Origin of the sequence: Streptomyces mesophilus (genome assembly GCF_040300965.1) — a bacterium.
GTDB classification, from domain to species: domain Bacteria; phylum Actinomycetota; class Actinomycetes; order Streptomycetales; family Streptomycetaceae; genus Streptomyces; species Streptomyces mesophilus_A.
Genome location: NZ_JBEPEW010000020.1, coordinates 21,583 through 48,095 on the forward strand (window position 1 = coordinate 21,583; position 26,513 = coordinate 48,095).

Sequence of the window (26,513 nt, forward strand, 5' to 3'; positions counted from 1 at the left end):
GTTGATCAGTGGGTTTCACTCGTACGAGAACACGGCGTCCTCACGGGAGCGGACCGGGCCGCTCCCCGCCGCTGCGCTACTCGTCGTCCAGTCCGCGCTCTATCGCGTACCGCACCAGCTCCACCCGGTTGTGGAGCTGCAGTTTGCCCAGGGTGTTCTGGACGTGGTTCTGGACCGTGCGGTGGGAGATGACCAGGCGTTCGGCGATCTGCTTGTAGCTGAGGCCCTTGGCGACCAGGCGGAGCACTTCGGTCTCGCGGTCGGTGAGCTGAGGGGCCTTGGGTTCGTCGGGGGCCGAGGGCGCCGGCTCGGAGGCGAGGCGGCGGTACTCGCCGAGGACCAGGCCCGCGAGGCCGGGGGTGAAGACCGGGTCGCCGACCGCGGTGCGGCGGACCGCGTCGATAAGCTCCTCGGTGGAGGCCGACTTCAGGAGGTAGCCCGTCGCTCCGGACTTGACGGCCTCCAGGACGTCCGCGTGCTCACCGCTCGCCGAAAGGACCAGGACCCGCAGCTTGGGGTTGGCGCCCACGAGCTCCTTGCACACCTGGACGCCGGGCTTGAGCGGCAGATTCAGGTCGAGCACCAGGACGTCGGGCGCGACGGCCTTGGCGCGGCGTACCGCCTGCTCACCGTCGCCCGCCGTGGCCACCACGTCCAGGCCGGACTCGGCCAGATCGCGGGCCACCGCGTCGCGCCACATCGGATGGTCGTCGACCACCATGACCTTGATCTGCTGTGCCGACTGCTCGCCGGTCACCTGCTGCTCGCTCATCAACTCGCCTTCCCCCGTGGGACCTTCAGTTCTACTTCCGTACCCTGCCCGGGTACCGAGATCAGTTCGGCGGTGCCGCCGATGTCGCGCAGCCGGCCGCGGATCGACAGCGCCACTCCGAGCCTGCCCTCTCCCTCGGCCTGGGCGAGGCGGCCCTCCGGGATGCCCGGACCGTCGTCGCGCACCGTCACGATCACCTCGTCCGTCCAGTCCTCGACGAGGATCCAGGCCCGTGCGTCCTCGCCGGCGTGCGCCCGGACATTGTCCAGTGCGGCACCGACGGCGGCCGCGAGCTCGCGCGCCGCGGCCGGGGCGAGCAGCACGGGAGCGCCCGGTTCGGAGAGGGTGACACGGGAGCCCGCATACGGGGAGAGCAAAGTGCGGATGTCTCGCGGGACGTCGTCCGGGTCCTCGTCGGGTTCGTCGACGATCCGTACGAACGCGCCCTGCTGCGCGTCCTCCGAGACCCGGGACGCCGGGACCAGACCGCCCGCGACCAGGGTGCGCAGGGCGACCTCCTGCTCGCCGGCCATCCGCCCGAGCTCGGCCGCCTCGCCCCCGAGGGCGGTGCCGCGGCGCTGGACCATGGCGAGGACCTGGAGCACGTTGTCGTGGATGTCGCGCGCCAGCCGCTCCCGCTCACGGGTCGCCGCCTCGATCTCCAGCGCTCGGGCCAGGGTGCGCTCGGAGGCCCGGGCGACCTCCACCACGTATCCGATCGCTATGGAGGCGACCCAGACGAGCAGCACGTTGTGCAGGGTGTCCTGGCTGGGGTGGCCCCGCTGGACGATGTTCGCGACCCCGACCAGGGCGGAGGCGACGGCCGCCCAGCGCCAGCCGCCCTTGAGCGCGTACGCGAGGACGGCGCCCGCGGTCCAGATCGACGGGAGCGTGGGCCCCTCCCCCGTGATCCGCTGGGCGGAGTCGGCGACCGGGGTCAGCAGGATGCCGGTGAGGGAGATCGCCAGGTCGACGAAGAGGAAGCGCTTGGTGCAGGCCGCGGCGTTCGCGACGAAGCGCAGGGTGGCGAGGGTCCACACGGAGAGCACCGCGAAGTAGACGATCGCGACCCAGGGCCGCGCGAACTCCTCGTACGCGGCGACGAAGAGGCCGATCGCGTACACCATCGTGCCGATGCGGTACGCGGTCAGGGCGCGCCACAGCGGCAGCTCCACCGACATGCGCATCACGCGTTCGCGCCTGGCCATAACCCCGCCCCCAGCGGTCCTGACGGACCGTTCCCCCGACTAGCTTTCCTTGGCCTTGCCCGCCGCCTTGGCCAGCTCAGCCTTCTTCTTGGCCTCGTCCGCGAGCTGCCGCTTGGCGGCCGTCGCGTACATGTCCACGTACTCCTGGCCGGACAGCTTCATGATTTCGTACATCACCTCGTCCGTCACCGAACGGAGGATGAACCGGTCGCCCTCCATGCCGTGATAGCGGCTGAAGTCCAGCGGCTTGCCGATCCGGATGCCCGGGCGCATCAGCTTGGGCATCACCTTGCCGGGCGGCTGGATCTTCTCGGTGTCGATCATCGCGACCGGGATCACCGGCGCACCCGTGGCCAGGGCCACCCGGGCGAGACCGCCGGGCTTGCCGCGGTAGAGGCGGCCGTCCGGGGAGCGGGTGCCCTCGGGGTAGATGCCGAAGAGCTCGCCGCGCTCGACGACGTCGATACCGCTCTTGATCGCGGCCTCACCGGCGCCGCGGGCTCCCGAGCGGTCCACCGGGAGCTGGCCGATGCCCTTGAAGAAGGCGGCCGTGAGCTTGCCCTTCACGCCCGGGCTGTTGAAGTACTCGGCCTTGGCGATGAAGGTCACCCGGCGGTCGAGCACCGCGGGCAGGAAGAAGGAGTCCGAGAAGGACAGGTGGTTGCTCGCGAGGATCGCGGGCCCCTCGGCAGGAATGTTCTCGAGCCCCTCGACCCAGGGGCGGAACACAGTCTTCAGGCTCCCGCCGACGGTGAGCTTCATGAACCCGTAGATCAACGCAGGTGCCTTTCTCGTATCGTCACGTCGACCTTAACCCGTGCCGGGCCTGCGCTCCTTTCCGGCATGAAGCGGCCGTGCCGCTGCGTCGGGCCACAACGGCCCTGGTCGGTGTCGGTCCGGTCGCGTACCGTGAACGCAACCTCCCGACCCGACTCCGGACCCACCGCGCCGGAGCCTGCCTGAAGAAGGAGACCGATGGTGCCGGTCCTCCCCGGAGCCGAGCCGTACCGCCATGAAGGCGGCGAGGTCGGCGTCCTGCTCTGCCACGGTTTCACCGGTACTCCGCAGTCGCTGCGCCCGTGGGCGGAGCATCTGGCCGCACGCGGTCTGACGGTCTCCCTGCCGCTGCTTCCCGGGCACGGCACGCGCTGGCAGGACCTGGCGCTGACCGGGTGGCAGGACTGGTACGCGGAGGTGGACCGCGAGCTGCGCGCGCTGAGCGAGCGGTGCGCGCAGGTCTTCGTCTTCGGTCTGTCGATGGGCGGCGCCCTGACGCTGCGGCTCGCGGCCAAGCACGGCGACGCGATCAGCGGGATCGTCCTGGTGAACCCGTTCAACAAGATGCACGACCCGATGGCCTTCGCCCTCCCGGTGGCCCGGCACTTCGTGCGCTCCACCAAGGGTGTCGTGAGCGATATCGCCAAAGAGGGCTCCGAGGAGCTCGGCTACACCCGGGTGCCGCTGCACGCGGCGCACTCGCTGCGGCGGTTCTCCCGCATTGTCGACGCCGAACTGCCGCAGGTCACGCAGCCGTTGCTGCTTCTGCACAGCCCGCAGGACCATGTGGTCGCGCCGGCCGACTCGGCCCGTGTCCTCGGCCGCGTCTCGTCCACGGACGTCACCGAGATCCTGCTGGAACAGAGCTACCACGTCGCGACGTTGGACCATGACGCGGACCGGATCTTCGAGGAGAGCGTCTCCTTCGTCGACCGGCTCGCATCCGACGCGAAGGATTCCCGGGAAGGTACGACGGCCGGTGGCTGAGCACGAAGCGGCGGACCGCGACGAGAGCCGCGAGGACCACGACGAGCAGGAGCAGCAGGACCGGATCAACCCTGCCCTGCGCGATCCGCTGGCCAAGCCCCAGGCGCAGGGCCCCGAGCCCGAGCCGCTGGACGAGGACGCCGCCTGGGCCGCGATCATCGCCGGATACGGCGCGCAGCCGGCAGATCCGCCGGGTGCCAAGCCCTTCAAGTCCGTCGAGGACCTCGCGGGCCTGGTCGCGGAGGCGGAGGAGGCCGAGCAGGAGCGGGGCCCCGCCCGCGCCGGTCCGGACAAGCCGGTGGGCAGCTCGATCGTCTTCGCTCCCGGTGTGGGGCCGCGGGACTATGACGTGGCCGAGGCCTCGGACGACGATCTGGACGAGAGCGACGAGGGCCACTTCGTACCGCCGGAGCCGCCGCCGCTCCCGGAGGCCGATACGACGGCCAAGTTCGCCTGGCTCGCGGTGATCGGCGGCCCCGTGCTGCTGCTGCTCGCGATCCTGCTCGGCTGGCCGATGACCTGGTGGCTCACCACGCTTGGCATCGGCGGCTTCCTGGGCGGCTTCGCGACGCTGGTGATGCGGATGGGGGACGGCGAGGACGAGGACGACGACCCGGGGCGCGGAGCGGTCGTCTGAGGTTTAAAGGCTGTACGAAGGGCCCGTACCGGATTGTTCCGGTACGGGCCCTTCGTGTGCCGTATCAGGCAGGACCGGCGGGAACCCTGAGGGCGGCCAGCAGCGGCAGATGGTCCGTGGCCGCCAGCAGGTCCGTTCCGGTGATGCCCGCGTGGCCCAACGGGACGCCGCAGCCGAGGACTTCGATGCCGCGGGAGGCGAAGATCGCGTCGATGCGCTGGCGCGGTGTGGCGGGCTCGGAGGTGTACTCGCCGCCCCAGGGCTTCGTCGCCCAGCAGTCCTGGAGCGCGCCCGCCAGCAGCTTGAACGTACGGCCGTTCGGCCTGTCGTTGAGGTCGCCGCCCGCCACCGTGTGCTCGACCCCCATGCCCGCGAGGCGGTCGAGCAGCATCCTGCCCTGGTCGTAGCGTTCGTCGGTCTGCAAGGACAGATGGCAGCTCAGGACGCCGAGCCGGGCGCCGCCGAAGCGTACGACCGCGGTCGAGAAGCCGCGGCGGTGCAGGCCCGGGGTGAGCGGGAGCAGCACGTCCTCGGTGCGCTCGACCGTCGCCCGCAGCGAGCAGAGCAGCGCGGGGCCCGCGGCCGGTGCGCCGCCGCCGAGGATCACCAGGTCCGAGGCCTTGGCGAGACGCGCGAGCTTCTTGTTCCAGCGGAAGAATCGCGGGGCTTCCTGGATGAGGACGAGGTCGGGGTCGCAGGCGCGGATCACCCGGGCGAGCGCGGCGGTGTCGTCGCGCATCGAGCGGATGTTGTACGAGAGCACCCTGACGACGGCCGAACCGTCCGGTTCCGTACGGGAGTTGGGCAGCGAGATGGGCTGGGCCTGTCCGGTCACCGGGCCACGATATGACAGCGCCCGCCGGTCCTGTACGGAACACGGCGGGCGACGGCCATACGCGAGGAATCACATGACCGGGTCGGGCTCCCGTGCCAGGTCGGCGGCGCCGACGAGGCCCGCCTTGTTGCCCAGCTGGGCCGCGATCACCTCGGCCTGCGGGCGCCAGTTGCCGCCCACGAGCCAGCGCTTGTACGACTTGCGGATGGGGTCGAGCACGAGCTCGCCCTCGTCCGAGAGACCGCCGCCGATGATGAACGCGGACGGGTCGAAGAGCGAGGCGAGGTCGGCCAGACCGGCGCCGGCCCAACGGGCCAGCTCGCGGTAGGAGTCCACCGCGACCAGATCGCCCTGACGGGCGGCCATCGAGATGTGCTTGCCCTCGATGCCCTCCGGGGTGCCGTCGCCCAGGGAGAGCAGCAACTCGGCGTTCTCCGGGGTGGCGTTGGCGCGCTGCTTCGCGTACCGCACGAGGGCGCTGCCGGAGGCGTACTGCTCCCAGCAGCCCTGGCTGCCGCAGCCGCAGAGCAGACCGTCCGGGACCATCCGGATGTGGCCGAACTCGGCGGCCACGCCGAAGTGTCCGCGGCGCAGCTTGTTGCCGATGATGATGCCGCCGCCGAGACCGGTGCCGAGGGTGATGCAGATGACGTTGCGATGCCCCTTGCCCGCACCGAACTTGTACTCGCCCCAGGCCGCGGCGTTCGCGTCGTTCTCCACGACCACCGGGAGGCCGACGCGGCCTTCGACCTTCTCCTTGAGCGTCTCGTGGCGCCAGTCGATGTTCGGCGCGAAGTAGACGGTCGAGCGCTGGCGGTTGACGTATCCGGCCGCGCCGATGCCCACGCCCACGATCTCGTGACCGGCCCGCGCGCCTTCCACGGCCGAGGCGATCGCGTCCACGATGGCCTCGGGTGTGCTGGGAGTCGGCACCTTGAAGGTGGAAAGGATCGTGCCTTCCTCGTCGACCACGCCGGCCGCAATCTTGGTGCCGCCGATGTCGACGCCGATGGTGAGTCCCATGTGTCCCTCAGTTTTCGGTCGAGCCCCGCTGCTGCCCAGCCTAACTGAGGGGAACGTCAGTCCAAGTCGATGTGGTCGCCCGTGGACGGTCCTTCGCCCTTACGGTCCTTGTCGTCACCGTCGGCGGTCCAACGGCGCTCATGGCCCTGGACCGCCGAACGGTAGGCCGCGAGCAGTTCGGAGCCCGCGGCCGCGAGGTGGTCGAACACGTCGGGGTTGCGCTGGATGACGGGCTCCACGACGGACTTCGCCTGGTTGATCAGCTGGTTGACGGCGCCCTGCGCGGCCATCCCCGCGATCGGCGACTGCAGCCCGGACAACTTCTCGCTCACGGCGTCCACCAGACGGCGCAGTTCCTCGGCGGCGGATCCGGGCGGCGTGCCGTACTGGGCGCGGCGCCGGGCCTGCTCGGCGGCGAGGTCCTCGGCACAGGCCTGCTCCCATGCGTCGTCGTCGGCCGCTCGAGGCTGGTCGGCGGGGCGCTCGGTGTCACTCATGACGGGCTCCTGCGGCGGGTCGGACGGTGCGTGGCTGCGTACCTTCGACGGTACCCGAACGGCGGTACGGGGATCAGGGTGTGGCCGGTACGAGGCCGCTCAGGTGCGGGGCCACAGGCCCGGGTCGGGCGCGAAGCGGATCCCGAGCCCGCCGTCCTTCAGACCCGCGCCGGCGACGGTGCAGCGGCGCAGCGCGGACGGCAGGGGCACGATCCGGCGGAACTCCCCCGCGGTGATGACCAGTTCGTCCCCGCGCCGCACGAGGTCGAGCTCTTCGCGCACGGCTCCGGGCAGCGGTATCCGCCACTCCAGGATCCCCTCGTCCGCCAGGCGGTCGGTTATCGGCCAGGACGCCGGCTGCGATACGGGGCGGGGTGCCGGGACCGCGAGGGCGGCCAGGTCGTCGGTGCCGCGCGGATCGCGGCCGAGGTGAGGCACCTCGGCCAGCGGCAGACGGTCGGTGCGCCACTCTCCGAGGGCCTTGTCCTGCTGAGCGGCGAGCCCGGCCAGCCACGGGTCGGCGGAGTCCTTGGGCAGGACGCGGTTGGCGATCAGGGTCTCGACCGGCAGGCCGTACAGGGCGAGCCCCTTCACGGCGGTCCGCACGGCGTCGGCCCCGGCGGGCCCGGGCTCGGCGACGAGCCGTACGGCGGTGTGCTCGCTCTCGATCACGGACTGCACCCCGGCGAGATGGGCGTCCCACTGCGCGGCCGACTCGTACAGCCACTGCGCGGGCATGGGCACCCCCGCGAGCTGGGCCAGCATGGGCCGCAGGGCCCGGGCGGCCTGGCGCTCAGGGGGCAGCAGCCGGCGTACGTAGCGGCGCAGCTGTGCGGGCAGCGCGAGGGTGGCCAGGGCCTTCCCGGTGGGCGGCAGATCGACCACGACGAGGTCGTACACCTCGCTGCGGTGGGCGTCGCGGAGCGCCGTGAGCAGCGCGAGTTCCTCGGCCCCGGGGAGCGGTGTGAGCTCGTCGCCGTCGAGCCGCTGGGCGCCGAACATGTCGAGGGCGGCGCCGGCCCGGTCCTGGAGGGCGAGGAGTTCCGTACGGAAATGGGCGGCGGAGTCGACCGTCCGCACGGTGACGCCGTCGACCGGTCCGGACTGCGAGCCGACCAGGAGCGTGCGCAGCCCTTGCGCCGCGGCGGCCCGAGCGGTGGCAGCCGCGATGGTGGTACGGCCGCTGCCGCCGGGGCCGGTGACGAAGAGGGTGCGCATGACAGTGAACGGTACGTGAACGCCCGCGGCACCGACCCGCCCCGGCCGGGCCCTACTTGGAGCCGGCCCCACCCGCTACTTGGTGCCCGACTCCATCCGCTACTTGGCGCCCGACTCCACCCGCTTCTTCAGGCCCGCGAGCGCCCGGTCGATGATGACCTTCTCCGCCTTGCGCTTGATCATCCCGAGCATCGGGATCTTCACGTCGACGGTGAGCTTGTACGTGACCTCGGTGCCCTTGCCGGCGGGCGCGAGCAGATAGCTGCCGTCGAGCGCCCGCAGCATCTGGGACTTGACCAGCGTCCAGCTGACCTCGTTGTCGCCGGTCCAGGTGTAGCCGAGGACCTGGTCGTCCTTGATCGCGCCGGCGTCCATGACGAGACGCACCTGCTCCGCACGCCCCGCGGCGTCCGTCGCGAGCACCTCCGCCTGCTTCACCTCGCCGGTCCAGTCGGGGTAGCGGCCGAAGTCGGCGATCACCGCCATGACCTCGGCGGGCGACGCCTCGATCGTGATGCTCGAGCTGGTGTGTTCCGCCATCGCCGTGGCTCCTCCAGTACGGGACGAAATGCAAGGGGCAGACGGGGTGGACCCGCCGCCGTGAAGGCTACCGCGCCGGCCCCGCACCAGGTCCCGCGCCTCAGCAGGCGAGACGGCGCCCGCTCACCACTCCAGCGCCCAGGGCCGGCCCGACCCCGCGAAGTGCCCGACGTTGACGCACTCGGTGACCCCGATCCGCATCCGCCTCACGAGCGGCTGGTGCACATGCCCGAACAGGGCGTACCGGGGGCGGGTCCGCCGTATCGCCTCCAGCAGCGCGACGCTGCCGCGCTCGAAGCGCCGCGCCACGGTGTCGTACACGAGCTCCGGCACCTCCGGCGGGATGTGCGTGCACAGCACGTCCACCTCGCCGACCGCCTCGATCTTCGCCGCGTACTCCTCGTCGCTGATCTCGTACGGCGTGCGCATCGGCGACTTCAGTCCGCCGCCGACGAAGCCGAAGACGAGACCGCCGATCTCGATCCGCTCGCCGTCGAGGACTGTGGTGCCGTGGCCCGCGTACTCCTTCCACAGGCCCGGGATGTCGACGTTGCCGTAGGTCGCGTACGTCGGGGTCGGGAAGGCCGCGAACAGCTCGGAGTACTGCTTGCGCACCGCACTTTCGATGGCGGCGTTGCGGTCGAGCCCCTGCCAGAGCGAGGCGCCGAAGGCCCGTGCCTCCTCGAAACGGCGGGCCGTGCGCAGTTCGACGATGCGGGAGGCGTTCTCGGTGCCGAAGAGGTCGGGGAAGATGCCGCGCGAGTGGTCGGCGTAGTCGAGGAAGAGCACCAGGTCACCGAGGCAGATCAGGGCGTCCGCGCCGTCGCCGGCACGGGCGAGGGCCTCGGTGTTGCCATGGACGTCGCTGACCACATGCACGCGCATGCCGATCACCCTAGAACTCCGGAGCGAAGGGGGTACCCCCTGCTCGAACGAAGTTGAGAGCTTGGGGGAGGGTAGGGCGCACCGCTCCCCCACAGAACCCCCACCGGACCTGCGGTTACTTCCGAGTCGCCCGGAGGGTCGACTACTGTGCGAACTGCAACGCCTTGTCGTGTGACGCAGCGAACATCTGGCCCGGACCCCCTATCGGAGAGCCCGTACCGATGGGTAACGTCCGGGCAGTCCAGTCGTGCTCCCGTGCCCCACGCACCCGAGCACCTGCCCGATCTTGGACCGCACCGTCGCAGCACACAACGTCGTGGCGCCGGCGCCCTATGAGGAGCAGCAGTCTTGCGCGAGTTCAGCCTTCCGGCCCTTTACGAGGTCCCTGCGGACGGCAATCTGACCGACATCGTCCACCGCAACGCCACGCAGCACCCGGATGTTGCGGTCATCGGGCGCAAGGTGAACGGCACTTGGCAGGACGTCACCGCCAGAGACTTCCTCGCCGAGGTACGCGCCGCCGCCAAGGGCCTGATCGCCGCGGGCGTGCAGCCCGGCGACCGCGTCGGCCTGATGTCCCGTACGCGTTACGAGTGGACGCTGATCGACTTCGCGATCTGGAGCGCGGGCGCGGTCACGGTCCCGGTGTACGAGACCAGCTCGCCCGAGCAGATCCAGTGGATCCTCGGCGACTCGGGCGCGGTCGGCTGTGTCGTGGAGCTCGACGCCCACGCGGAGGCCGTCGCGTCGGTACGCGACCGGCTGCCCGCCCTGGGGAACGTCTGGCAGATCGAGGGCGGCGGCCTGGACGAGCTGCGTGCCTCCGGCGCCCCGGTGAGCGACGAGACCGTCGACGAGCGTTCGGCCGTCGCGAAGGCCGACGACCCGGCCACGATCGTCTACACCTCGGGCACCACCGGCCGCCCCAAGGGCTGTGTGCTGACCCACCGCAGCTTCTTCGCGGAGTGCGGCAACGTGGTGGAGCGGCTGCGCCCCCTGTTCCGTACGGGCGAGTGCTCGGTGCTCCTGTTCCTGCCGCTGGCGCATGTCTTCGGGCGCCTGGTGCAGGTCGCGCCGATGATGGCGCCCATCAAGCTCGGCCATGTGCCGGACATCAAGAACCTCACCGATGAACTCGCCTCGTTCCGCCCGACGTTGATCCTCGGCGTCCCGCGCGTCTTCGAGAAGGTCTACAACTCGGCGCGCGCCAAGGCGCAGGCGGACGGCAAGGGCAAGATCTTCGACAAGGCCGCGGACACGGCGATCGCGTACAGCCGCGCCCTGGACACCCCGTCCGGGCCGTCGTTCGGTCTGAAGCTCAAGTACAAGACGTTCGACAAGCTCGTCTACAGCAAGCTGCGCGCGGTGCTCGGCGGCCGCGGTGAGTACGCGATCTCGGGTGGCGCGCCTTTGGGCGAACGCCTCGGGCACTTCTTCCGCGGCATCGGCTTCACGGTCCTGGAGGGCTACGGCCTGACCGAGTCCTGCGCCGCGACCGCGTTCAACCCCTGGGACCGCCAGAAGATCGGCACGGTCGGCCAGCCGCTGCCCGGCTCGGTGATCAGGATCGCCGACGACGGTGAAGTGCTGCTGCACGGCGAGCACTTGTTCGCGGGCTACTGGAACAACGAGGGTGCGACCGCCGAGGCGCTGGCCGACGGCTGGTTCCACACCGGTGACATCGGCACGCTCGACGAGGACGGCTATCTCGCGATCACCGGCCGCAAGAAGGAGATCATCGTCACGGCCGGCGGCAAGAACGTGGCGCCCGCGGTGATCGAGGACCGCATCCGTGCGCACGCCCTCGTGGCCGAGTGCATGGTGGTCGGCGACGGCCGTCCGTTCGTGGGCGCCCTCGTCACCCTCGACGAGGAGTTCCTGGGCCGCTGGGCCGCCGAGAACGGCAAGGCCTCGGCCTCCGTCGCGGTGCTGCGCGAGGACCCCGAGCTGCTCGCGACGATCCAGCGCGCGGTGGACGACGGCAACGCGGCGGTCTCGAAGGCGGAGTCGGTCCGCAAGTTCCGGATCCTCGGCTCGCAGTTCACGGAGGAGTCGGGCCATCTGACGCCGTCCCTGAAGCTCAAGCGCAATGTCGTGGCGAAGGACTTCGCGGACGAGATCGAGGCCATCTACCGGGGCTGACCCTGTACATACGGAAAGGGCGCGTCCCTTCGAGCGCGCCCTTTCCGTATGCCTGGAACAGCTCCTAGAGCAGCTCCTTGAGCCTCTCCGCCAGCAGATCCCAGCGCCACTTCTCCTCGACCCACTCACGCCCCCGCGCACCCATCCGGGCCCGCAGCTCGGGGTCGAGCAGCAGCGCCGTGACGCGCTCCGCGGACTCCTCGGCGGAGCCGCCCCGCACCACCCATCCGGTCTCCCCGTCGAGCACCGCGTCCGGCGCACCGCCCGAGTCACCGGCCACGACGGGCAGTCCGGTGGCGGAGGCCTCCAGGTAGACGATGCCGAGGCCCTCGACGTCGAGGCCCCCGCGCCGGGTGCGGCACGGCATCGCGAAGACGTCGCCCGCCCCGTAGTGCGCGGGCAGTTCGCTCCACGGCACGGCTCCCGTGAAGTGCACGGACCCGGCGACCCCGGTCTCGGCGGCCAGCTTGCGCAGATCCTTCTCGTACGGGCCGCCGCCGACGATCAGGAGCACCGCGTCCGGGACCTTGGCCAGGATCAGCGGCATGGCCTCGATCAGCGTGTCCTGCCCCTTGCGCGGTACGAGCCGCGAGACGCAGACGACCACCGGCCGCTCGCTGAGCCCGAGCCGGGCCCGCACCTCGGCGCCGCCCGAGCCGGGATGAAAGGTCTTCTCGTCGACGCCGGGCGGCAGTTGCACCATCCGCGCGGCGGCCTCGGGGGTGAGCGCCGCGGCGATCCGTGAGCGCGTGTACTCGCCGAGATACGTGATCGTGTCCGTCGACTCCCCGATCCTGCGCAGGAGTTGACGGGACGCGGGCAGCTGGGCCCAGCCCGCCTCGTGCCCGTGCGTGGTGGCGACAAGGCGGGTCGCCCCCGCCTTGCGCAGCGCCGAGCCCATCAGGCCGAGCGGGGCGGCGGCGCCGAACCACACCGACGTACAGCCGTGTTCCCGCAGCAGCGAGACCGCGCGGCGGGTGACGCGCGGCGTCGGCAGGAGCATCGTGGTGCGGTCCCGTACGACCTTGAAGGGCTGTTCCGCGTCGAAGGCGGCGGTCGCCTCGGCGCCCTCGTGGCCGCGCTTCCAGGTGGAGGCGTAGACGACGAGCTGCTCGGGGTCCAGACGCAGCGCCATGTTGTGCAGGAAGGCCTGGATGCCACCGGGGCGGGGCGGGAAGTCGTTCGTGACGATCAGGGTCTTGTGCATCGACGCCGACAGTAGCCGAAGGCGCCGACGGTCGCGCCTCACCCCGTCCCGGGTGACCCAGCGGCATCATGACTGCCCATAACTCTGCACGAATACGGGCAAGGCACACATGACGTCCGCAAAGCGACCCGCGCCCCTGCGCACCCTCGCGCAACTCCCCCTGACCGTCCGGCTCCTGGCCGTCTGGCTGCCCACACGCGCCCTGCTCCTGCTCTGGGTCTTCAAGGTCTTCACGGCCCCAGGACCTGATGTCACCGGCGATGTCGAGGTCATCTACCAGAGCTGGTACGAGATCCTGCGCACCGGGACGTTCCCGCTGGACGACGTCACCTGGCAGTACCCGCCGGCCGCCGCGCTCCCCGTCCTGGCCCCCGCGCTGCTGCCGTTCCTCGCGTACACCTCGGCGTTCTTCGTCCTGGCCTTCGTCACCGACGCGATCGTGCTCGGACTCCTGCGGTACGCGGCGGGCCGGCCCGGCAAGTCGGCCGCAGGCGCCTGGGTGTGGGTCGCCGGGGTGCCGCTGCTCGGGCCGACCGCGTACGCCCGCTACGACCTGTTCGTGACCGCCGTCGCGGTCACCGCGCTGCTCGCGGGCGCCCGGCACGCCCGTACCCAGGGCGCCCTGGTCGCGCTGGGCGCCCTGCTCAAGGTCTGGCCCGCGCTGCTCCTGATCGGCACCCCTCGCGCCCGCGCCACCCGCCGCGCCTGGACCACCGCGGTCGCCACGGCGCTCGCCCTGACGCTGGCGTTCACCGTGACGATGCCGGGTGCGCTCGCCTTCCTGGGCTTCCAGCGCGACCGCGGCACCGAGGTCGAATCGCTCGGCGCCCTGCCCTTCCACGTGGCCCGGCACTTCGGCTGGCCGGGCCGTATGCAGCTCAACTACGGCTCGGTGGAGTTCCTCGGCCCGTACGTCCCCCTGGTCACCACCGCGGCGCAGGTGCTGACGGCGGCGGCCTTCGCCTGGCTGCTCCTGTGGCGGCTGCGCGCCCGCGCCTGGGCGCCGTCGACGCCCGCGGACGCGGCTTTCACGGCGGTGCTCCTGTTCACGGCCACGAGCCGCGTGATCAGCCCGCAGTATCTGCTCTGGCTGGTCGGCCTGGCCGCGGTCTGCCTGATCTTCCGTACGAGCCGTATGCGCGGCCCGGCGCTGCTCACGCTTGCGGCGACGGGGGTCTCGTTCCTGGAGTTCCCCATCTGGTTCTCGCATGTGGCGGCCAGCGACCCCTGGGGCATCACCCTCCTGACCGTGCGCAACGGCCTGCTCGTGGCGGCCACTCTGCTCGCCGCCCGACGGCTGTGGCGGCAGACGGTCGCCGAACCGCGCGAGCGCGACGCACAGCCCGCTCAGGCGGCGCGCGAGAAGACCGGCGCCGGCATCTGACGCACGCGCCGGACCAGCAGCCCGAGCGCCGCACACTGCACGGCCGCGGCGAGTCCCATGGCGAGGGCCACACCGGCGAGCCCGAGCCCGGACAGGGCGTAGGCGAGCGGCAGTTGAACCAGGGCCCCGAGCGCGGTGATCCGCAGCAGCCGGGCGCTGTGCCCACTGCCCTCGAGGACGCCGCCGAGCGCGATGAAGCAGGCGAGCAGGATCAGATACGGACCGAGGCAGCGCAGGAACACCGCCCCCTGCCCCGCCACTTCGGGCCCGGCCCCGAACGCGGCGAGCACCGCCGGGGCGCCCGCGAACAGCAGCCCGGCCGCGAGCGTGCCCAGCGTCACGGCCACCAGCAGCGTCTGCCGCCCCACGGCCTTGTGCCCCTGGTGTTCCTGCTGCCCCTGTCGCTCTTCTCCGAGCAGGTGGGCGGTGTGGATCGAGGCCGCCTGCCGTACGGCATAGAAGGCCATGGTGGCCACGTACATCGCCTTCGTGGCGATCCCGTACGCCGCGACGGAGGCCACACCGAGACGCCCGACGACCCCGACCAGGGCGAGCGTCGTCGCCATCCGCAGCAGGAAGTCCGCGCCCATCGGCAGCCCGGTCCTCAGCGTGCGCAGGGCCGCGCGGGCCACCGCCACCCTGGGGCCCGCCGTCCGGTGCCGGCGGAGCACGAGCAGCCCGCAGCACAGGGCGACCGCGCGGCCGAGTGCCATGGCGAGGGCGGCGCCCTGGATGCCGTACGCCTCGATGAGCAGCGGATCGAGCACGAGGATCAGGCCGTTGGCGAGCAGCGCCAGGCGCATCGGGGTGCGGGTGTCGCCGCCGCCCTTGAGGACCGCGTCCAGCTGGAACTGCGCGAAGAGCAGCGCCGAGCCGGGCAGCGAGATCGCGAAGTACGCCGCGGCGAGGGCGATTTCAGGGCCCTGGGAGCCGCCCAGGACCAGCGCGGCGACCGGCTCGCGCAGCAGGAACCCGCCGATCGCGACGGCCGGTGCGATGACCGCGCACACCGCCCAGCCGCCCGCCACCGCACCGCGTCGCGCGGCCGTGTCGTCCGCCCCGCGGGCATGCGCCACGAGCACCGTCGTACCGGAGCCGCCGATCAGCGCGAGGCCGAGCAGCAGGTTCTCGACATTGGTCGCGACGGCCACGGCGGCGACGGCCGGACCACCGAGCCGCGCGACCCAGATCATCGTGACGATGCCCGCGGCGACCGAGGCAAGCAGCTCGAAGTAGACGGGATACGCCAGCGCCACAAGCCGTCGCCTGTGCACCGGTCCGTCCGCCGTGTGCCCGATCCCTGACGCGGTGCGCCCCATCCCAGCCCCCTCGATTCGCTATACCTCGATTCGAGGTACCTCGACGAGAGATACCATGACGCCTGAGCGAACGGCAAGCACGCACATGAACGCGGGCGGGAGACAGAGTGCTGGAACTGACGATCCTGGGCTTCCTCGGTGAACGGCCGCTGCACGGCTACGAGTTGAAGGCCCGTATCCAGGGCCTCAGCGGCCACGTACGCCCGGTCAGCGACGGCGCGCTCTACCCCGCGCTCACCCGCCTGGTGAAGGCCGGCAAACTCGACCAGCGCACGGTGCCCGGCACAGGAGCCGTCCCGCGCCGCATCCTCTCCCTCACCCCCGAGGGCCGTGCGACGCTCCACGAACGGCTGCGTTCACCGAAGGACGCGGACATCACGGACGGCCAGCGCTTCTTCACGCTGCTCGCCTTCCTCGGCCAGCTGCCGGACCGCGCCGAGCAGGCGGCGGTGCTGAGGCGGCGCCAGGAGTTCCTGTCCGCGCCGGCGAGTTTCTTCTACGAGGACGGGGCGCCCATCAAGGCGGAGGCCGAGCCCGACCTGTTCCGCCGCGGCATGCTGCGGATCGCCAGGGCCACGGGCACCGCGGAGAAGAAGTGGCTGGCGGAGGCGATCGCGGAACTGGAGTCCTGACGCCCCGGGTTCACCCCTTGTGACAGCCGCAGCCCTCGGCCGCGGCGGACGGAAGCTCATCGGTGAACTCGCTCTGCGAGAAGACCGCGAGCACCGTGGCGTCCTGCTCCCCGTTGTTGACCAGGGCGATCTCCTTGCCTGCGGGGAGCATCGCGAACGTGCCGGGCTCCACCGTCTCGGCGCCGCACCCGCAGGACGCCTCGACGACGCCCGCTATGCCGGTGAGCAGCAGTTCGGACGTGCCGTGGGAGTGCGCGGGGATGGCGCCGCCCGCGGGCACCTGGATCCGCACGGCGGCGAGTTCACGGAAGGGGCCGCCCTTCGGGTCGAGGCGCAGGGCGGGGCTCTTTGCGTTCCGGTCGAGCGCGGTGTCGATGGTCATGCCGAACATGGGTCTCCTTGCGTGGGTTCGGTGGATTCGATATGGGCCGGCTCAGGCGACGGCCTGCAGATGACGCCCGGGCTCGGGCAGCGGGACACGACGGGATCGCGGCAGGCTCTCGACCCGGTCGCCGCGGCTCAGCACGGCGAGCAGCGTGGCGGGCCGGCCCGTGCGGTTGGCGAGGGTGAACAGCTCCCCGCGCGGGACCATCACGCACGCACCCGGCCGCAAGGCGACCTCACCGCGCCCCGGGTCCCCGACGCACACCTCGCCCTCGACCCCGGTGAGCAGCACCTCCGACTCCTCGTAGGCGTGCGCCTCCATGCCCGTGTGGGCGAGCAACTGGATCCGGGCGGCGGCGAGTTCCGTGAAGGGCGCGCCCTGCGGGTCGATCCGGGTGACGGGCATGTCGCCGCGTACGTACTGGGTGTCGATGCGGATCGGGAACACGGGGTCCTCCTGGGAAGCGAGGCCGCGAGGCGGCGGAAGCAGGGGCGATACGGGGGATGCGATACGGGGCATGCGATACGGGGATGCAGCGGGTGTTTCAGCGGGCGACGAGGTCGGCCCGGCACAGATCCGGAGCGAGGAAGGGGTGCAACTCGGCCCGGGTTCCGGCCCCTTCGAGCAGGCCGTCGAGCAGCCCCTGATGCAGGGCGCAGACGACCTCGGGCGTTCTGCGGGCCAGCTCGCGGTACGGGCACCCGTGCAGCAGGATCCGGTCCGTACCGGCCGGCGCCGGCACCGTTTCCGGATCGAAGCCGAGGCGCGCGGCGTGCGCGTACACACGCTCGGCCGCCGGTGCGGGAGCGGCGGCGCGGGCGAGGCGGCCGCCCCAGACCCGGCCGGCGTCACGGGCCGAGGGCGCGTCGGCCGCGAGGGCGTCGACGAGGGCACCCGCCAGATCACGGTAGGCACGGTCCTCGTCGCCGCCCCCGGGGACGGCGGGCACGGCCGCGTACAGCAGCTTCGGCCGGCCGCGTCCCGTACCCGCGGACCTCTCGGCCCGTACGAGTCCGGCCTCGGCCAGGGCGGCCAGATGGTGCCGCACCGTGGCCGCCGACAGACCGGTGGCGGCGGTGAGCTCGTCCATAGCGAGCGGACCGTCCGCCTCCCGCAGCAGGGACATCAGACGCCGTCGCGAAGGAACGGCCAGGGCGCGATGCACGCTCTCGGCCGCCTCACCACCGGTCATTTCGGTCATGACACGAATATAAACGACAAGCATCACCTAAAAGCGAGGGGCGAAGGTCCCCACCATTGGTCCCGGCTCAGCCCCGCCGGCCCCGACTCACCCCGCCGTCCCCGGCTCAGCCCCGCCCCGGCTCAACCGCCCCCCTGACCGGCGCCCGTCGACCTAGGCCAGCTCCTGCCGCACGTACTCCCGCCACTCGCGCGTGAACCTCTCCAGGTCCGTACGGAGCACCTCGTCCAGCGCGTCCTCCACCGCCCCGTCCCGCCGCTCGTGCCCGCCGACCGCCTTGTAGAAGGCGAGCAGCTTCTCCTGACCCCAGCGCTCGGCGATCATCTTGCACGCCAGCCAGCCGCCCTCGTACGCCTGGGCGAGCCGGGACGCATGTCCCGCGAAGGCGAACTCCTCGTCCGTGGGGAGCGCGACGGGCAGCTCGGAACGGTCCAGGGCACGGTCCAGTTCCGGGGCGGCCTGCTGCGCCGTACGGCCGGAGCCGCGGTAGCCGAGCCAGTCGGCGAACCCCTCCGAGAGCCACAGCGGGGTAGCCGGGGTGGTGTCGGTGCGGGTCGCCACGTGGGTGGTCTCATGCGTGAGCACGACCTGCTGGCCGAAGTCGCCGAGCACGTCGAACGCTTCGGGGTTGAGGATGATCCGGTCCGCGGGCGCCGCGTCGGAGCCGCCCGCCTCGCCGGTGGTGACGGCGGCGATCCCCTGGTAGCCGGAGGAGGGCGCGCCCAGCAGCTTGCCCATGGCGTCGAGCGACTGCGGTACGAGCACGACGACCCGGCCCGACCAGCGCTTGCCCCACACCTCCTGGACCGCGGGGACGGCCCGGTCGGCGAGATCCGCGTACCGGCGCAGCCTCTCGGTGCTGCGGCCGACGCCGAGAACGAGGCTGTGCTGCCCCTGCACGGCCCTGACCTCGCCCTGTTCCCAGAGCTGCTCCGCGCCCTTGCCCTGCGGCCGGTCGGAGGCCACGCGCCAGGCACCGTCGTCGCTGCGCAGCCGCAGGGTGCGGTCCGCGGTGATCGGAGCGGCGTCGTAGCCGGTGATCCGGTACTGCAGCCGCACCGTCGCGGTGGCTTCGTCGCCGGCCGGCTCCAGGCGGGTCAGCTCGTACTTCCAGGTGCTGAGCGGCACTTGGGCCAGATCGTCCAGCTCGTCGGCGTCCCCGTCGGCCTCGGTCGCCCGGAAGCCGGCTTCGTCACCGGCGAGCACGGCCTCGGCTCTGCGCTCCAGCAACTCCTTGACCGCACGGCTGTCGGCAGGCTCACCGGGCGCCCCGGCACACCCGCACAGCGCGGCCCCCACGACGAGCCCCGCGAGCCCGGCTCTCACACGCCCTCGACCAGCCACGTTCTCGATCGTACGGCGGGCCGGGCTCCGTGGGGCGCCCCTGCGAGGCGCCCCACACCCGGGCAGCGAGCCGTCAGACCCGCGTCACCGAGGAGATCGGCATCATGCCGACCGGGTCGTAACGCACCGGCGCCCCGGGATACGGAGCGTGCACGACCTGCCCGTTCCCCATGTACATCCCGATGTGGCTGGCGTCATCGCGGTACGTCACCAGGTCACCCGGCTGAGCCTCCGCGAGCGACACCTGCCGCCCCGCGTACCGCTGCGCCTGCGACGTACGCGGCAGCCCCACGCCCGCCTGCGAGTACGCCCACTGCGTCAGACCCGAGCAGTCGAACCCGTACGGCCCGCTCGCGCCCCACACGTACGGCCGCCCGACCGCCTGGCGGACAGCGGCGATCGCGGAGGCGGCCCGCGCGGAGGCGGGGGCGCCGCCGAGCGCCGGCATCTCGGCCCGGCCCGAGCGCGATGCCCGGTCGTACGCGGCCCGTTCGGCACCCGGCAGGGAGTTCAGGAGCCGGCGCGCCTCGGCGAGCTTCTTCTCCACGATCCGCTTCTGCCGGGCCACCGCCTTACGGGACTTCTCCAGCTCGACCAGCTTGCGCTGCGCCTCGTCACGCTCCTGCGCCAGCTTGCGCTGGGCCTCCTGGAGGTCGGCGAGCCCTTCGGCATGCCGTGCGCTGATCCGGTCGAGCGTGGCCGCCTTGTCCAGATACGTGTCCGGGTTCTCGGACAGCATCAGGGCGAGGGTCGGATCGACCCCGCCGGAGCGGTACTGGGCGCCGGCGAGTGAACCGAGCGCGCCCCGCATGGTGTTGATGCGCTCCTGGCCGCGCGCGACCCGGTCCTTGGACCGGTCGATCTGCTCGCGCAGCTTCCCGGCCTGCTCATCCGCCTTGTTGTACGCCTCCGTGGCCCGCTCGGCCTCCGCGTAGAGGCGGTCGACCTTGGCCCGGGTGCCGCCCGCGGGCTCCCCCGGGTCGGCGCCCGCCGGTGCGGCGGTGAGGGTCGCGGCGGCGGTGGCCACGGCCGCGGACAGGACGGTGACGCGCGCGCTCCGGTCGAACCTGCCGAAGCGTTCGGGCGAAGCGGAACGGCGATGGGACGCTGGCCTTGTCACGGGGGGACGGCTCTCCTTCCTGCTGCCGCTGCCGCCCGCCCTCGTGACAGGGCGGGCTGCCGGATATCAGCGGCAGTGCGGACGTCCGGCCCCTGACGAACCAGCTGGGCCTCCGGTCTGCCGTCCGCGGCGCGAACGGCTTCCGGCGGGTTCCCGCTTCAACGGCCCCTGCCGAAACCGCAGTTCCGGCACCTCGGAGCCTCCACAGGCCTCACATCCCGCCCGTCCGGCGGTAGGTCCGCCCCGCGAAAGCGCGATGCGAACGTCGCGGAAGCTATCACCGACTCCGGGCCCCGCGGCGCCGCGCGCAACACGACGCCCCGCCATCGACGCAGGTCGTTGGCGGGGCGTGGGGTCAGCAGACTATGCGGGAATTCGCCCGTTCGGAGGGCGGGTCACCGCGGTTCGGCGTCCTCGCAGGAGGGCACGAGGCGTCAGATACGGACGCCGAACATGTACGGCATGTTGTTGATCGACTCGTAGCGCACGACCGCTCCCGGCTTCGGGGCGTGCAGCACCTGGCCGTTGCCCGCGTAGAAGCCGACGTGGTGCATGTCGCCGTAGAAGATGACCAGGTCGCCGACGCGCAGATCGCTCTGCGAGGAGATCCGGGTACCGGCGTTGGCCTGGGACTGCGAGGTCCGGGGTATGGAGACGCCGGCCTGCCCGTACGCCCAGGAGGTCAGACCCGAGCAGTCGAAGGAGCCGGGGCCCGCGGCACCGTAGACGTACGGCGAACCGATCTTGCTCTGCGCGGCCTGGAAGGCGGCCATCGCGAAGTTCGATCCCTTGGCCGCGTTGCCGAGGTCGACCCGGGAACCGGCGTCGCGGCTGGCGCGCGCGTCCTCGGCGGCGAGCGCGGCGCGCTCCTTCGCGGTCAGGGTGTTGAGGAGCTTCTGCGCCTCGCCGAGCTTGCCCTGGACTTCCTTCTTCTTCTTGCCGAGCTCCTCGCGGGTGTCCTCGAGGTCGTTCAGCTTCTGCGTGGCTTCCTTGCGCTGCTGCGCGAGGGTGCGCTGCTTGTCCTGGATCTTCTCCAGCGCGTCGGCCTGCTTGGCCGTCATCTGGTCGAGCGTGGAGGCCTTGTCCAGATACGTGTCCGGGTCGGACGAGAGGAAGAGCTGGACGGTCGGGTCGATGCCACCGCTGCGGTACTGGGCGCTGGCCATCGAACCGAGGCTGTCGCGCAGGCCGTTGAGCTCGTCCTGGCCGCGCGCGACCTTGTCCTGGAGCTCGTCGATGTCGTCCTGGAGCTTGCCCTGCTGCTCCTTGGCACCGTTGTACTTCTCGGTGGCCTTCTCGGCCTCCTCGTACAACCGGTCGACCTTCGCCTTGACTTCCTTCTTCGTGGGCTTCTCATCGGCCTGCGCGGCCTGGGAGGTGAGCGCCACGGCGGCGGCTGCGGTCGCGGTGAGCACGGTCACGCGGGTGCGGCTGGGCTGCTTGGGTCGACGGTGGGACGCCACGAAGGCGAGCTCCTTCTTCTCAAGCCGCCTACCGAACGAACCGGTGGGCGGTGAACCTGCCGTCACCCCTTATGGGTGATCAACCGTGCGAAGGTTCGAGCGTGACCCTAGTGACCTTCCTGTGATCAGTTCAAATCCCGATGAGAAAAAAATGCTCACAGAGCGTTTTCTTTACCGAGAACCCACGTGCAGTGATGGCAGGTTGACGCTACGTCGTGTGAAGATCTCGCGAATTCGGGCATACGTCACAGGAGTTGACGAGAGCCCCGATAGAGGGCCGATACCGGCCCAAGCCCACTACTCAGCGCGACAGGCGCTTCAGGAGCATCACCGAGGGCACCGGACGCGCCCCGGCCTTGGCCACCCCGTCCGCGACCTCGCGGTCCGTGGAGACCACCGTCACGGGCCGTCCCGGCGGTTCGGCGCGCACCAGCTGGCGGATCAGTTCGTCGGCCGTCACGCCGGGCTTGGAGAACAGCACCCGCACCCCGCGCGGCGGAGCGAGCAGGACGGGCGCGGCCAGTTCGGCCCCGTCGAAGACACAGGTGACCTCCGCGCCGGTCTGCGCGGCGAGCGCGGACAGGCCGCCGAGCAGCCGTAGCCGCTGCTTCTCGAGCGGCATGGTCGGATAGCCGGTCTTCGTCACGTTGTAGCCGTCGACCACCAGATGCGCCTGCGGCAGCGCGAGCAGCTGGTCGAGGATCGCCGGGTCGGCCTCGGACAGGGCGCGTGCGGCGATGTCCTTGGGGGACATACGGCCCGGCTCGACCGCGTCCACGGTCTCCGCGGGGCGTACGTCGACGGGCGGCAGCGCGAGTTCACGGCGCAGCCCCTGGGCCGATTCGAGGAGGGTGTCGAGCAGCAGCCGCACCCGCATGTCCTCGATGGACCGCCCTTCGCGTACCGCCTTGCGGCTGGACTCCAGGGCCGATTCGGCCTCCGCGAGGCGGGACTTGAGCCGCCGGGCCTCGCTCTCGGCCGCCGACTGCGCGGCATGCGCCTCGGTGCGCTGCGTCTCGAACTCGGCGTGCGCCTTGCGCAGTGCCGCCTCGCCGCGCTTGACATCGCTCAGCGCGCTGCGCAGCTTGCGATGAAGCGATTCGGCTTCCTTCTTGGCCGACTCCAGCTCGCAGCGCAGCCGTTCGGTCTCGGACCTGGTGTGCTCCTGGGCGGCGGCCAGCTCCGTGCGCAGCCGCTCCAGTTCGGCCCTGGCCTCCTCGTCGGCCCGCTCGGACTCGGCGCGCTGCGCCTCCTCGCCTGCGGCGGTGACCAGCTTGACCCAGCCGACGGGGCGCAGCACATAGGCCGCGGCCGCCACGTCGAGCGGATCCGCGGCCGGCGGCGGCGACCCCGCGTCGAGGGCGCCGGCGAGTTCGGGCTGCGTCTCTCTGAAACGTTCGCCGATGCGCTGGCGGAACAGCGGGTCGGACTCCAGCGCGGAGGCCATCGCATTGCCCGCGAACTTCAGCCGCCGCGAGGGGGTGAACCGTGCGTACTGCCGCAGCTGTGCGGGCAGTTCGGTCATCGTCAGGGAGCCGAAGCCCTCCGAGGCCAGCGCGATGACCCGGCGCCGTACACCTTCGGGCAGCGGGCGGTCGAGCACCTCAGCGGCGCCGTCGCCCGGCTCCCCGCCCTGGTTCTCCACCATCCGTCACCCCAATATCCGAGGGTGCGGCACTCCTCAGGAGCCCGCGCCCGGCCTGTCCACCAGCTCGACCTGGTCCTGTGCGTTGCACCAACGGCACCGCACCGACTCGATGGTCTCACTGACCACCTCGCGCTCCTCCACCTTCGGCTCACCGGCCAGGTCGAGGTGGACGTACTCCACGACCTTCGAGGATCGCGTCACGTCGAAACGCGTGAGGTTGCCGCAGAGCGTGCAGCGCCAGCGGGTCTCGGCGGTCGGCAGGGGAACCGTCATGGTGGCGGGGCGCCTTTCAGGTGGCTTTCGCATCGGAACGCACTCCCTGTAACCCTACGGCCTGGCGGGGTGCGGTGCGGACGCCGTCCGTAGTTGGGGACGCTGATCACAACGGCGAGGCGGTCCCTGCACATCCGTCCCGTTCCGTCAGGATCTGTGCATGATCACCACACCCGGAGCGGTCGGCCAGAGCCTGCGGACCTCGACCGCGCGGGTCCTCACGGGCCACGGTCCGCTGGTCACGTACTGCCTGATCGCCCTGTGCTGCGCGGTCTTCATCCTCTCCCCCGCCGCGGGACTCAATCCGGCGTACGGCACCGGCGATGCGCTGCTCGCCGCCCAGCGCACCTTCTTCGCGCGCTGGGGGGTGATCCCGGCCGAACTGCTCAGCGGCTCGCCACGGGCCGCGATCACCCCGGTGACCGCCCTGTTCGTACACGGCAGCTGGCTGCATCTGCTCGGCAACATGCTCTTCCTCCACGTCTTCGGCGGCATGGTCGAGGAACGGCTCGGGCATCTGCAGTTCGCCCTGTTCTACCTGGGCTGCGGCGCACTGGCCCTGTTCGGCTACGCGCTGGCCAACGCGGGCTCCCTGCAGACTCTGGTCGGGGCGTCGGGGGCCATCTCGGCCGTGCTCGGAGCCTTTCTCAAGCTGTTCCCCAAGGCCCGGGTCACCAGCCTGCTCCCCTTCCTGTTCTTCATCCCGCTGCGCTTCCCCGCCTGGATCGTGCTGCCGTTCTGGGTGACCCTGCAGTGGCTGGCCGCCCGCCGGGACGAGAACGGTCCGGGGGTCGCCTATCTCGCTCATCTCGCGGGCTTCTCGCTGGGCTTCCTCTACGCATGGGGACGTTATGCCCGTAGGTCTAAAGTGAAGGGGCCCGCCGGGCACAGGGCGCCGGCCACCGAGGGAGACAGCCAGCCGTGATCACCGCGATCGTGCTCATCAAGACCAGCGTCGACCGGATCCCGGAGATCGCCGAGTCCATCGCCGCGCTCGACAGCGTCAGCGAGGTCTTCTCGGTCACGGGTACGTACGACCTGATCGCGATGGTCCGTGTCCACCAGCACGAGAACCTCGCGGACATCATTCCCGGCAAGATCAGCAAGATCCCGGGCGTCGAGGCGACGGACACGCATGTGGCGTTCCGCACGTACTCCCAGCACGACCTCGAGGCGGCCTTCGCCATCGGGCTCGACAGCTGACCTGGGTCCTGGGGCGGAAGCAGCCGATGAAGTGCGCGCAGATGAAGACTTCTTCATCAGCGGCTCATCCGGCGCGCGGGGTGGCGGGCGCACGCTGAGGGCATGGCTTTCTCCCACCGCATAGCGACCCTCGCCGCCGTGGTGGCGATCCCTCTCGGCATCGCCGCGACGAGCTACGCCCTCACCGACAGCCCGGAGACTCCCAAGGTGCCGCCGAAGGTCGAGCTGGACAACAGCTCGACGGGGACGCCCGGGTCGGGCACCCCCTCGGCGACACCGGGTACGCGGCAGCCCAGCGGCGACCCGAGCGACGAGGTGGTCTCCAGGCCGCCGGTGAACGACGACGATGACGATGACGACGACCGCGACGACGGCTGACCCCGACCACATCTCCTCCCCCTGGCGGCTCTCGGCCCGGCTGCGCATCCTGCTGTGGCTGCTCGCCGTGATGGCCGTGGCGCTCGCCGCGGTCGCCGGCACGACCCGCTCGATCCTGCTGAGGGATGTCGACCAGCGGGTCGCCCTGCTGCTCAGCCAGGAGGCGAACGAGTTCAAGAACTTCGTCGACATCGGCAGGGACCCGGCCACCAACAAGCCCTTCACGGACACCCGTGAGCTCCTGAAGGTGTTCCTGGAGCGCCAGTACGCCGACCCCGACGAGGAGTTGCTCGGCCTGGTCGCGCGCGAGCACGACCCGGACCCGGCGAAGCTGGCCCAGGTGCGCGACATCCGTGCGGACCTGGCGCTGGACGACGACGCCGCGGCCCGGCGGCGGATCTTCGAGTCCCCCGCGTCCACCGGCACCCTCGACCGCCCCTCGGGCGAGGTGCGGTGGGCGAAGGTCGAGGTCGCGCTGCGCGGCCAGGACGCGCGGGCGGCGTTCGTCGTGGCCTTCCACCCCGAGCACGACCAGGCCCGCGCGGACCAGGTGTTCCGGGTGCTGCTCGCGATCTCCGGGGTGGCCCTGCTGATGACCACGGGCATCGGCTGGGTGGTCGCGGGCCGCATCCTCAAGCCGGTACGTCTCGTACGGACGACGGCCGCGCAGCTCACCGAGCAGGATCTGACCCGGCGCATCCCCGTGCAGGGCAAGGACGATGTGGCCGCGCTGGCCGAGACGTTCAACGGGATGCTCGACCGGCTCGAGCGTGCCTTCGCTGCGCAGCGCCAGTTCGTCGACGACGCGGGCCATGAACTGCGTACCCCCATCACGATCGTGCGCGGGCATCTGGAGCTGATGGGCGACGATCCGGCCGAGCGCGAGGAGACCGTACGGATCGTCACCGACGAACTCGACCGGATGAGCCGCATCGTCGAGGACCTGCTGCTGCTCGCCAAGGCCGAGCGGCCCGACTTCGTCACCCCTGAGCCGGTGCAGCTCGCCGAGCTCACCGCCGATGTCTACGTCAAGGCCCGCACCCTCGGCGCCCGCGACTGGCAGCTGGCCGAAGTCGCCGACGGCGAGGCCCGGTTGGACCCGCAGCGGGTCACGCAGGCGATGGTCCAGCTGGCGCAGAACGCCGTACAGCACACGGCCGACGGCGAGACCATCCGCATCGGCTCGCGAGTGCGCGGCCCCCTCGTCGAGATGTACGTGGCCGACTCGGGCGTCGGCGTACGGCCGCAGGACGCCGAGCTGATCTTCGAGCGCTTCCGCCGCGGGACCACGCGGCGGGCCGCGAGCGGCGGAGCCGGGCTCGGCCTGTCCATCGTGAAGGCGATCGCCGAAGGGCACCGAGGACAGATACGGCTGCAGAACACCGAGGGCGGCGGCGCGACGTTCGTCCTGGCATGGAACGGCTCGGCGGCATGA

The 26,513-nt window shown here is 71.4% G+C and carries 28 protein-coding genes; 9 read left to right on the top strand and 19 right to left on the bottom strand.

The annotated features are described in order from the left end of the window. Positions 1–76: 76 nt before the first annotated feature. Genes ABT367_RS10405 through ABT367_RS10415 form a run of 3 tightly spaced genes read right to left on the bottom strand, consistent with a single transcriptional unit; the run spans position 77 to position 2,757 of the window. Complete coding sequence (locus tag ABT367_RS10405) at positions 77–772, bottom strand: response regulator transcription factor (RefSeq protein ID WP_352251596.1); 696 nt, start codon at positions 770–772, stop codon at positions 77–79. Next, complete coding sequence (gene macS / locus ABT367_RS10410; protein ID WP_352251598.1) at positions 772–1,980, bottom strand: MacS family sensor histidine kinase; 1,209 nt, start codon at positions 1,978–1,980, stop codon at positions 772–774. Before macS ends, ABT367_RS10405 begins: the two co-directional genes overlap by 1 nt. A gap of 39 nt (positions 1,981–2,019) precedes the next feature. After that, complete coding sequence (locus ABT367_RS10415) at positions 2,020–2,757, bottom strand: lysophospholipid acyltransferase family protein (RefSeq protein ID WP_199548456.1); 738 nt, start codon at positions 2,755–2,757, stop codon at positions 2,020–2,022. Positions 2,758–2,958: 201 nt separating this feature from the next. Between ABT367_RS10415 and ABT367_RS10420 the strand changes: the two genes are divergently transcribed. Further along, the gene (locus ABT367_RS10420) at positions 2,959–3,744 is read left to right on the top strand and encodes an alpha/beta hydrolase (protein ID WP_352251686.1); all 786 of its coding nucleotides are present in this window, start codon (positions 2,959–2,961) and stop codon (positions 3,742–3,744) included. Continuing rightward, positions 3,737–4,381, top strand: a complete 645-nt coding sequence (locus tag ABT367_RS10425; protein WP_352251600.1) for a hypothetical protein — start codon at positions 3,737–3,739, stop codon at positions 4,379–4,381. Before ABT367_RS10420 ends, ABT367_RS10425 begins: the two co-directional genes overlap by 8 nt. Positions 4,382–4,445: 64 nt before the next feature. Here ABT367_RS10425 and ABT367_RS10430 read toward each other — a convergent pair whose 3' ends face one another. The 6 genes from ABT367_RS10430 to ABT367_RS10455 all read right to left on the bottom strand — a co-directional run bounded on the left by ABT367_RS10430 (position 4,446) and on the right by ABT367_RS10455 (position 9,379). Further along, entirely contained in the window at positions 4,446–5,216 is a 771-nt protein-coding gene (locus ABT367_RS10430; RefSeq protein ID WP_352251602.1) for an endonuclease/exonuclease/phosphatase family protein, read from the bottom strand. A 69-nt stretch (positions 5,217–5,285) separates the two neighbouring features. Beyond that, on the bottom strand, positions 5,286–6,239 hold the full coding sequence (locus tag ABT367_RS10435) for an ROK family glucokinase (protein WP_165333299.1): 954 nt from the start codon (positions 6,237–6,239) through the stop codon (positions 5,286–5,288). A gap of 56 nt (positions 6,240–6,295) precedes the next feature. Continuing rightward, complete coding sequence (locus ABT367_RS10440; RefSeq protein WP_352251604.1) at positions 6,296–6,736, bottom strand: DUF5304 domain-containing protein; 441 nt, start codon at positions 6,734–6,736, stop codon at positions 6,296–6,298. 99 nt (positions 6,737–6,835) lie between these two features. After that, the gene (locus tag ABT367_RS10445; RefSeq protein WP_352251606.1) at positions 6,836–7,954 is read right to left on the bottom strand and encodes an ArsA family ATPase; all 1,119 of its coding nucleotides are present in this window, start codon (positions 7,952–7,954) and stop codon (positions 6,836–6,838) included. A 99-nt stretch (positions 7,955–8,053) separates the two neighbouring features. Further along, positions 8,054–8,494 (bottom strand): SRPBCC family protein, encoded by a 441-nt coding sequence (locus ABT367_RS10450; protein ID WP_352251608.1) that lies wholly within the window; start codon positions 8,492–8,494, stop codon positions 8,054–8,056. A gap of 123 nt (positions 8,495–8,617) precedes the next feature. Next, on the bottom strand, positions 8,618–9,379 hold the full coding sequence (locus ABT367_RS10455; protein WP_352251610.1) for a metallophosphoesterase family protein: 762 nt from the start codon (positions 9,377–9,379) through the stop codon (positions 8,618–8,620). 348 nt (positions 9,380–9,727) lie between these two features. On the opposite strand from ABT367_RS10455, the gene ABT367_RS10460 reads away from it, so the two are divergent. Next, positions 9,728–11,521, top strand: a complete 1,794-nt coding sequence (locus ABT367_RS10460) for an AMP-dependent synthetase/ligase (RefSeq protein ID WP_352251612.1) — start codon at positions 9,728–9,730, stop codon at positions 11,519–11,521. Positions 11,522–11,585: 64 nt separating this feature from the next. Here ABT367_RS10460 and ABT367_RS10465 read toward each other — a convergent pair whose 3' ends face one another. Further along, entirely contained in the window at positions 11,586–12,728 is a 1,143-nt protein-coding gene (locus tag ABT367_RS10465; RefSeq protein WP_352251614.1) for a glycosyltransferase family 4 protein, read from the bottom strand. Between the two features lie 109 nt (positions 12,729–12,837). Here ABT367_RS10465 and ABT367_RS10470 point away from each other — a divergent pair, with 109 nt between their 5' ends. Continuing rightward, positions 12,838–14,112: a glycosyltransferase 87 family protein gene (locus ABT367_RS10470; protein WP_352251616.1), complete on the top strand. Its 1,275-nt coding sequence runs from the start codon at positions 12,838–12,840 to the stop codon at positions 14,110–14,112. Here the strand turns inward: ABT367_RS10470 and ABT367_RS10475 are convergent. Beyond that, positions 14,076–15,431 carry an MATE family efflux transporter gene (locus ABT367_RS10475; RefSeq protein WP_352251618.1) on the bottom strand — a complete coding sequence of 452 codons (1,356 nt, stop codon included), beginning with the start codon at positions 15,429–15,431 and terminating at the stop codon, positions 14,076–14,078. The genes ABT367_RS10470 and ABT367_RS10475 overlap by 37 nt on opposite strands. A gap of 107 nt (positions 15,432–15,538) precedes the next feature. On the opposite strand from ABT367_RS10475, the gene ABT367_RS10480 reads away from it, so the two are divergent. After that, on the top strand, positions 15,539–16,063 hold the full coding sequence (locus ABT367_RS10480) for a PadR family transcriptional regulator (RefSeq protein ID WP_352251620.1): 525 nt from the start codon (positions 15,539–15,541) through the stop codon (positions 16,061–16,063). Between the two features lie 10 nt (positions 16,064–16,073). Here the strand turns inward: ABT367_RS10480 and ABT367_RS10485 are convergent, their stop codons facing one another. From ABT367_RS10485 to ABT367_RS10520, 8 genes are all read right to left on the bottom strand, one after another. Further along, positions 16,074–16,445 carry a cupin domain-containing protein gene (locus ABT367_RS10485; RefSeq protein ID WP_352251622.1) on the bottom strand — a complete coding sequence of 124 codons (372 nt, stop codon included), beginning with the start codon at positions 16,443–16,445 and terminating at the stop codon, positions 16,074–16,076. Between the two features lie 51 nt (positions 16,446–16,496). Continuing rightward, the gene (locus ABT367_RS10490) at positions 16,497–16,895 is read right to left on the bottom strand and encodes a hypothetical protein (protein ID WP_352251624.1); all 399 of its coding nucleotides are present in this window, start codon (positions 16,893–16,895) and stop codon (positions 16,497–16,499) included. A gap of 97 nt (positions 16,896–16,992) precedes the next feature. Further along, a complete protein-coding gene (locus ABT367_RS10495; protein WP_352251626.1) occupies positions 16,993–17,649 on the bottom strand; it encodes a helix-turn-helix transcriptional regulator in 657 nt (218 codons plus the stop codon). Positions 17,650–17,802: 153 nt separating this feature from the next. Then, positions 17,803–18,993, bottom strand: coding sequence for a hypothetical protein (locus tag ABT367_RS10500; RefSeq protein ID WP_352251628.1), 1,191 nt, complete (start codon positions 18,991–18,993; stop codon positions 17,803–17,805). Between the two features lie 73 nt (positions 18,994–19,066). Continuing rightward, complete coding sequence (locus ABT367_RS10505) at positions 19,067–20,113, bottom strand: C40 family peptidase (RefSeq protein ID WP_352251630.1); 1,047 nt, start codon at positions 20,111–20,113, stop codon at positions 19,067–19,069. A gap of 434 nt (positions 20,114–20,547) precedes the next feature. Then, a complete protein-coding gene (locus tag ABT367_RS10510) occupies positions 20,548–21,576 on the bottom strand; it encodes an NlpC/P60 family protein (protein WP_165332089.1) in 1,029 nt (342 codons plus the stop codon). A 301-nt stretch (positions 21,577–21,877) separates the two neighbouring features. After that, positions 21,878–23,224 (bottom strand): NYN domain-containing protein, encoded by a 1,347-nt coding sequence (locus tag ABT367_RS10515; RefSeq protein WP_352251632.1) that lies wholly within the window; start codon positions 23,222–23,224, stop codon positions 21,878–21,880. A gap of 33 nt (positions 23,225–23,257) precedes the next feature. After that, complete coding sequence (locus ABT367_RS10520) at positions 23,258–23,497, bottom strand: hypothetical protein (protein WP_093609527.1); 240 nt, start codon at positions 23,495–23,497, stop codon at positions 23,258–23,260. 160 nt (positions 23,498–23,657) lie between these two features. On the opposite strand from ABT367_RS10520, the gene ABT367_RS10525 reads away from it, so the two are divergent. The 4 genes from ABT367_RS10525 to ABT367_RS10540 all read left to right on the top strand — a co-directional run bounded on the left by ABT367_RS10525 (position 23,658) and on the right by ABT367_RS10540 (position 26,513). Continuing rightward, the gene (locus ABT367_RS10525) at positions 23,658–24,422 is read left to right on the top strand and encodes a rhomboid family intramembrane serine protease (protein ID WP_352251634.1); all 765 of its coding nucleotides are present in this window, start codon (positions 23,658–23,660) and stop codon (positions 24,420–24,422) included. Next, positions 24,419–24,700: an Lrp/AsnC family transcriptional regulator gene (locus ABT367_RS10530; protein WP_352251636.1), complete on the top strand. Its 282-nt coding sequence runs from the start codon at positions 24,419–24,421 to the stop codon at positions 24,698–24,700. The genes ABT367_RS10525 and ABT367_RS10530 overlap by 4 nt, the downstream gene beginning before the upstream one ends. Before the next feature lie 102 nt (positions 24,701–24,802). Continuing rightward, on the top strand, positions 24,803–25,078 hold the full coding sequence (locus tag ABT367_RS10535; RefSeq protein ID WP_352251638.1) for a small secreted hydrophilic protein: 276 nt from the start codon (positions 24,803–24,805) through the stop codon (positions 25,076–25,078). Continuing rightward, on the top strand, positions 25,053–26,513 hold the full coding sequence (locus ABT367_RS10540) for a sensor histidine kinase (RefSeq protein WP_434975439.1): 1,461 nt from the start codon (positions 25,053–25,055) through the stop codon (positions 26,511–26,513). The genes ABT367_RS10535 and ABT367_RS10540 overlap by 26 nt, the downstream gene beginning before the upstream one ends.

What these genes read in the sequence shown, in the direction of transcription:
- ABT367_RS10405 (WP_352251596.1), bottom strand. Translation starts at nt 772, where the DNA reads ATGAGCGAGCAGCAGGTGACCGGCGAGCAGTCGGCACAGCAGATCAAG.
- ABT367_RS10435 (WP_165333299.1), bottom strand. Translation starts at nt 6,239, where the DNA reads ATGGGACTCACCATCGGCGTCGACATCGGCGGCACCAAGATTGCGGCC.
- ABT367_RS10540 (WP_434975439.1), top strand. Translation starts at nt 25,053, where the DNA reads ATGACGACGACCGCGACGACGGCTGACCCCGACCACATCTCCTCCCCC.
- ABT367_RS10485 (WP_352251622.1), bottom strand. Translation starts at nt 16,445, where the DNA reads ATGACCATCGACACCGCGCTCGACCGGAACGCAAAGAGCCCCGCCCTG.
- ABT367_RS10535 (WP_352251638.1), top strand. Translation starts at nt 24,803, where the DNA reads ATGGCTTTCTCCCACCGCATAGCGACCCTCGCCGCCGTGGTGGCGATC.
- ABT367_RS10465 (WP_352251614.1), bottom strand. Translation starts at nt 12,728, where the DNA reads ATGCACAAGACCCTGATCGTCACGAACGACTTCCCGCCCCGCCCCGGT.
- ABT367_RS10450 (WP_352251608.1), bottom strand. Translation starts at nt 8,494, where the DNA reads ATGGCGGAACACACCAGCTCGAGCATCACGATCGAGGCGTCGCCCGCC.
- ABT367_RS10455 (WP_352251610.1), bottom strand. Translation starts at nt 9,379, where the DNA reads ATGCGCGTGCATGTGGTCAGCGACGTCCATGGCAACACCGAGGCCCTC.
- ABT367_RS10520 (WP_093609527.1), bottom strand. Translation starts at nt 23,497, where the DNA reads ATGACGGTTCCCCTGCCGACCGCCGAGACCCGCTGGCGCTGCACGCTC.
- ABT367_RS10445 (WP_352251606.1), bottom strand. Translation starts at nt 7,954, where the DNA reads ATGCGCACCCTCTTCGTCACCGGCCCCGGCGGCAGCGGCCGTACCACC.
- ABT367_RS10525 (WP_352251634.1), top strand. Translation starts at nt 23,658, where the DNA reads ATGATCACCACACCCGGAGCGGTCGGCCAGAGCCTGCGGACCTCGACC.
- ABT367_RS10475 (WP_352251618.1), bottom strand. Translation starts at nt 15,431, where the DNA reads ATGGGGCGCACCGCGTCAGGGATCGGGCACACGGCGGACGGACCGGTG.
- ABT367_RS10495 (WP_352251626.1), bottom strand. Translation starts at nt 17,649, where the DNA reads ATGACCGAAATGACCGGTGGTGAGGCGGCCGAGAGCGTGCATCGCGCC.
- macS (WP_352251598.1), bottom strand. Translation starts at nt 1,980, where the DNA reads ATGGCCAGGCGCGAACGCGTGATGCGCATGTCGGTGGAGCTGCCGCTG.
- ABT367_RS10470 (WP_352251616.1), top strand. Translation starts at nt 12,838, where the DNA reads ATGACGTCCGCAAAGCGACCCGCGCCCCTGCGCACCCTCGCGCAACTC.
- ABT367_RS10440 (WP_352251604.1), bottom strand. Translation starts at nt 6,736, where the DNA reads ATGAGTGACACCGAGCGCCCCGCCGACCAGCCTCGAGCGGCCGACGAC.
- ABT367_RS10515 (WP_352251632.1), bottom strand. Translation starts at nt 23,224, where the DNA reads ATGGTGGAGAACCAGGGCGGGGAGCCGGGCGACGGCGCCGCTGAGGTG.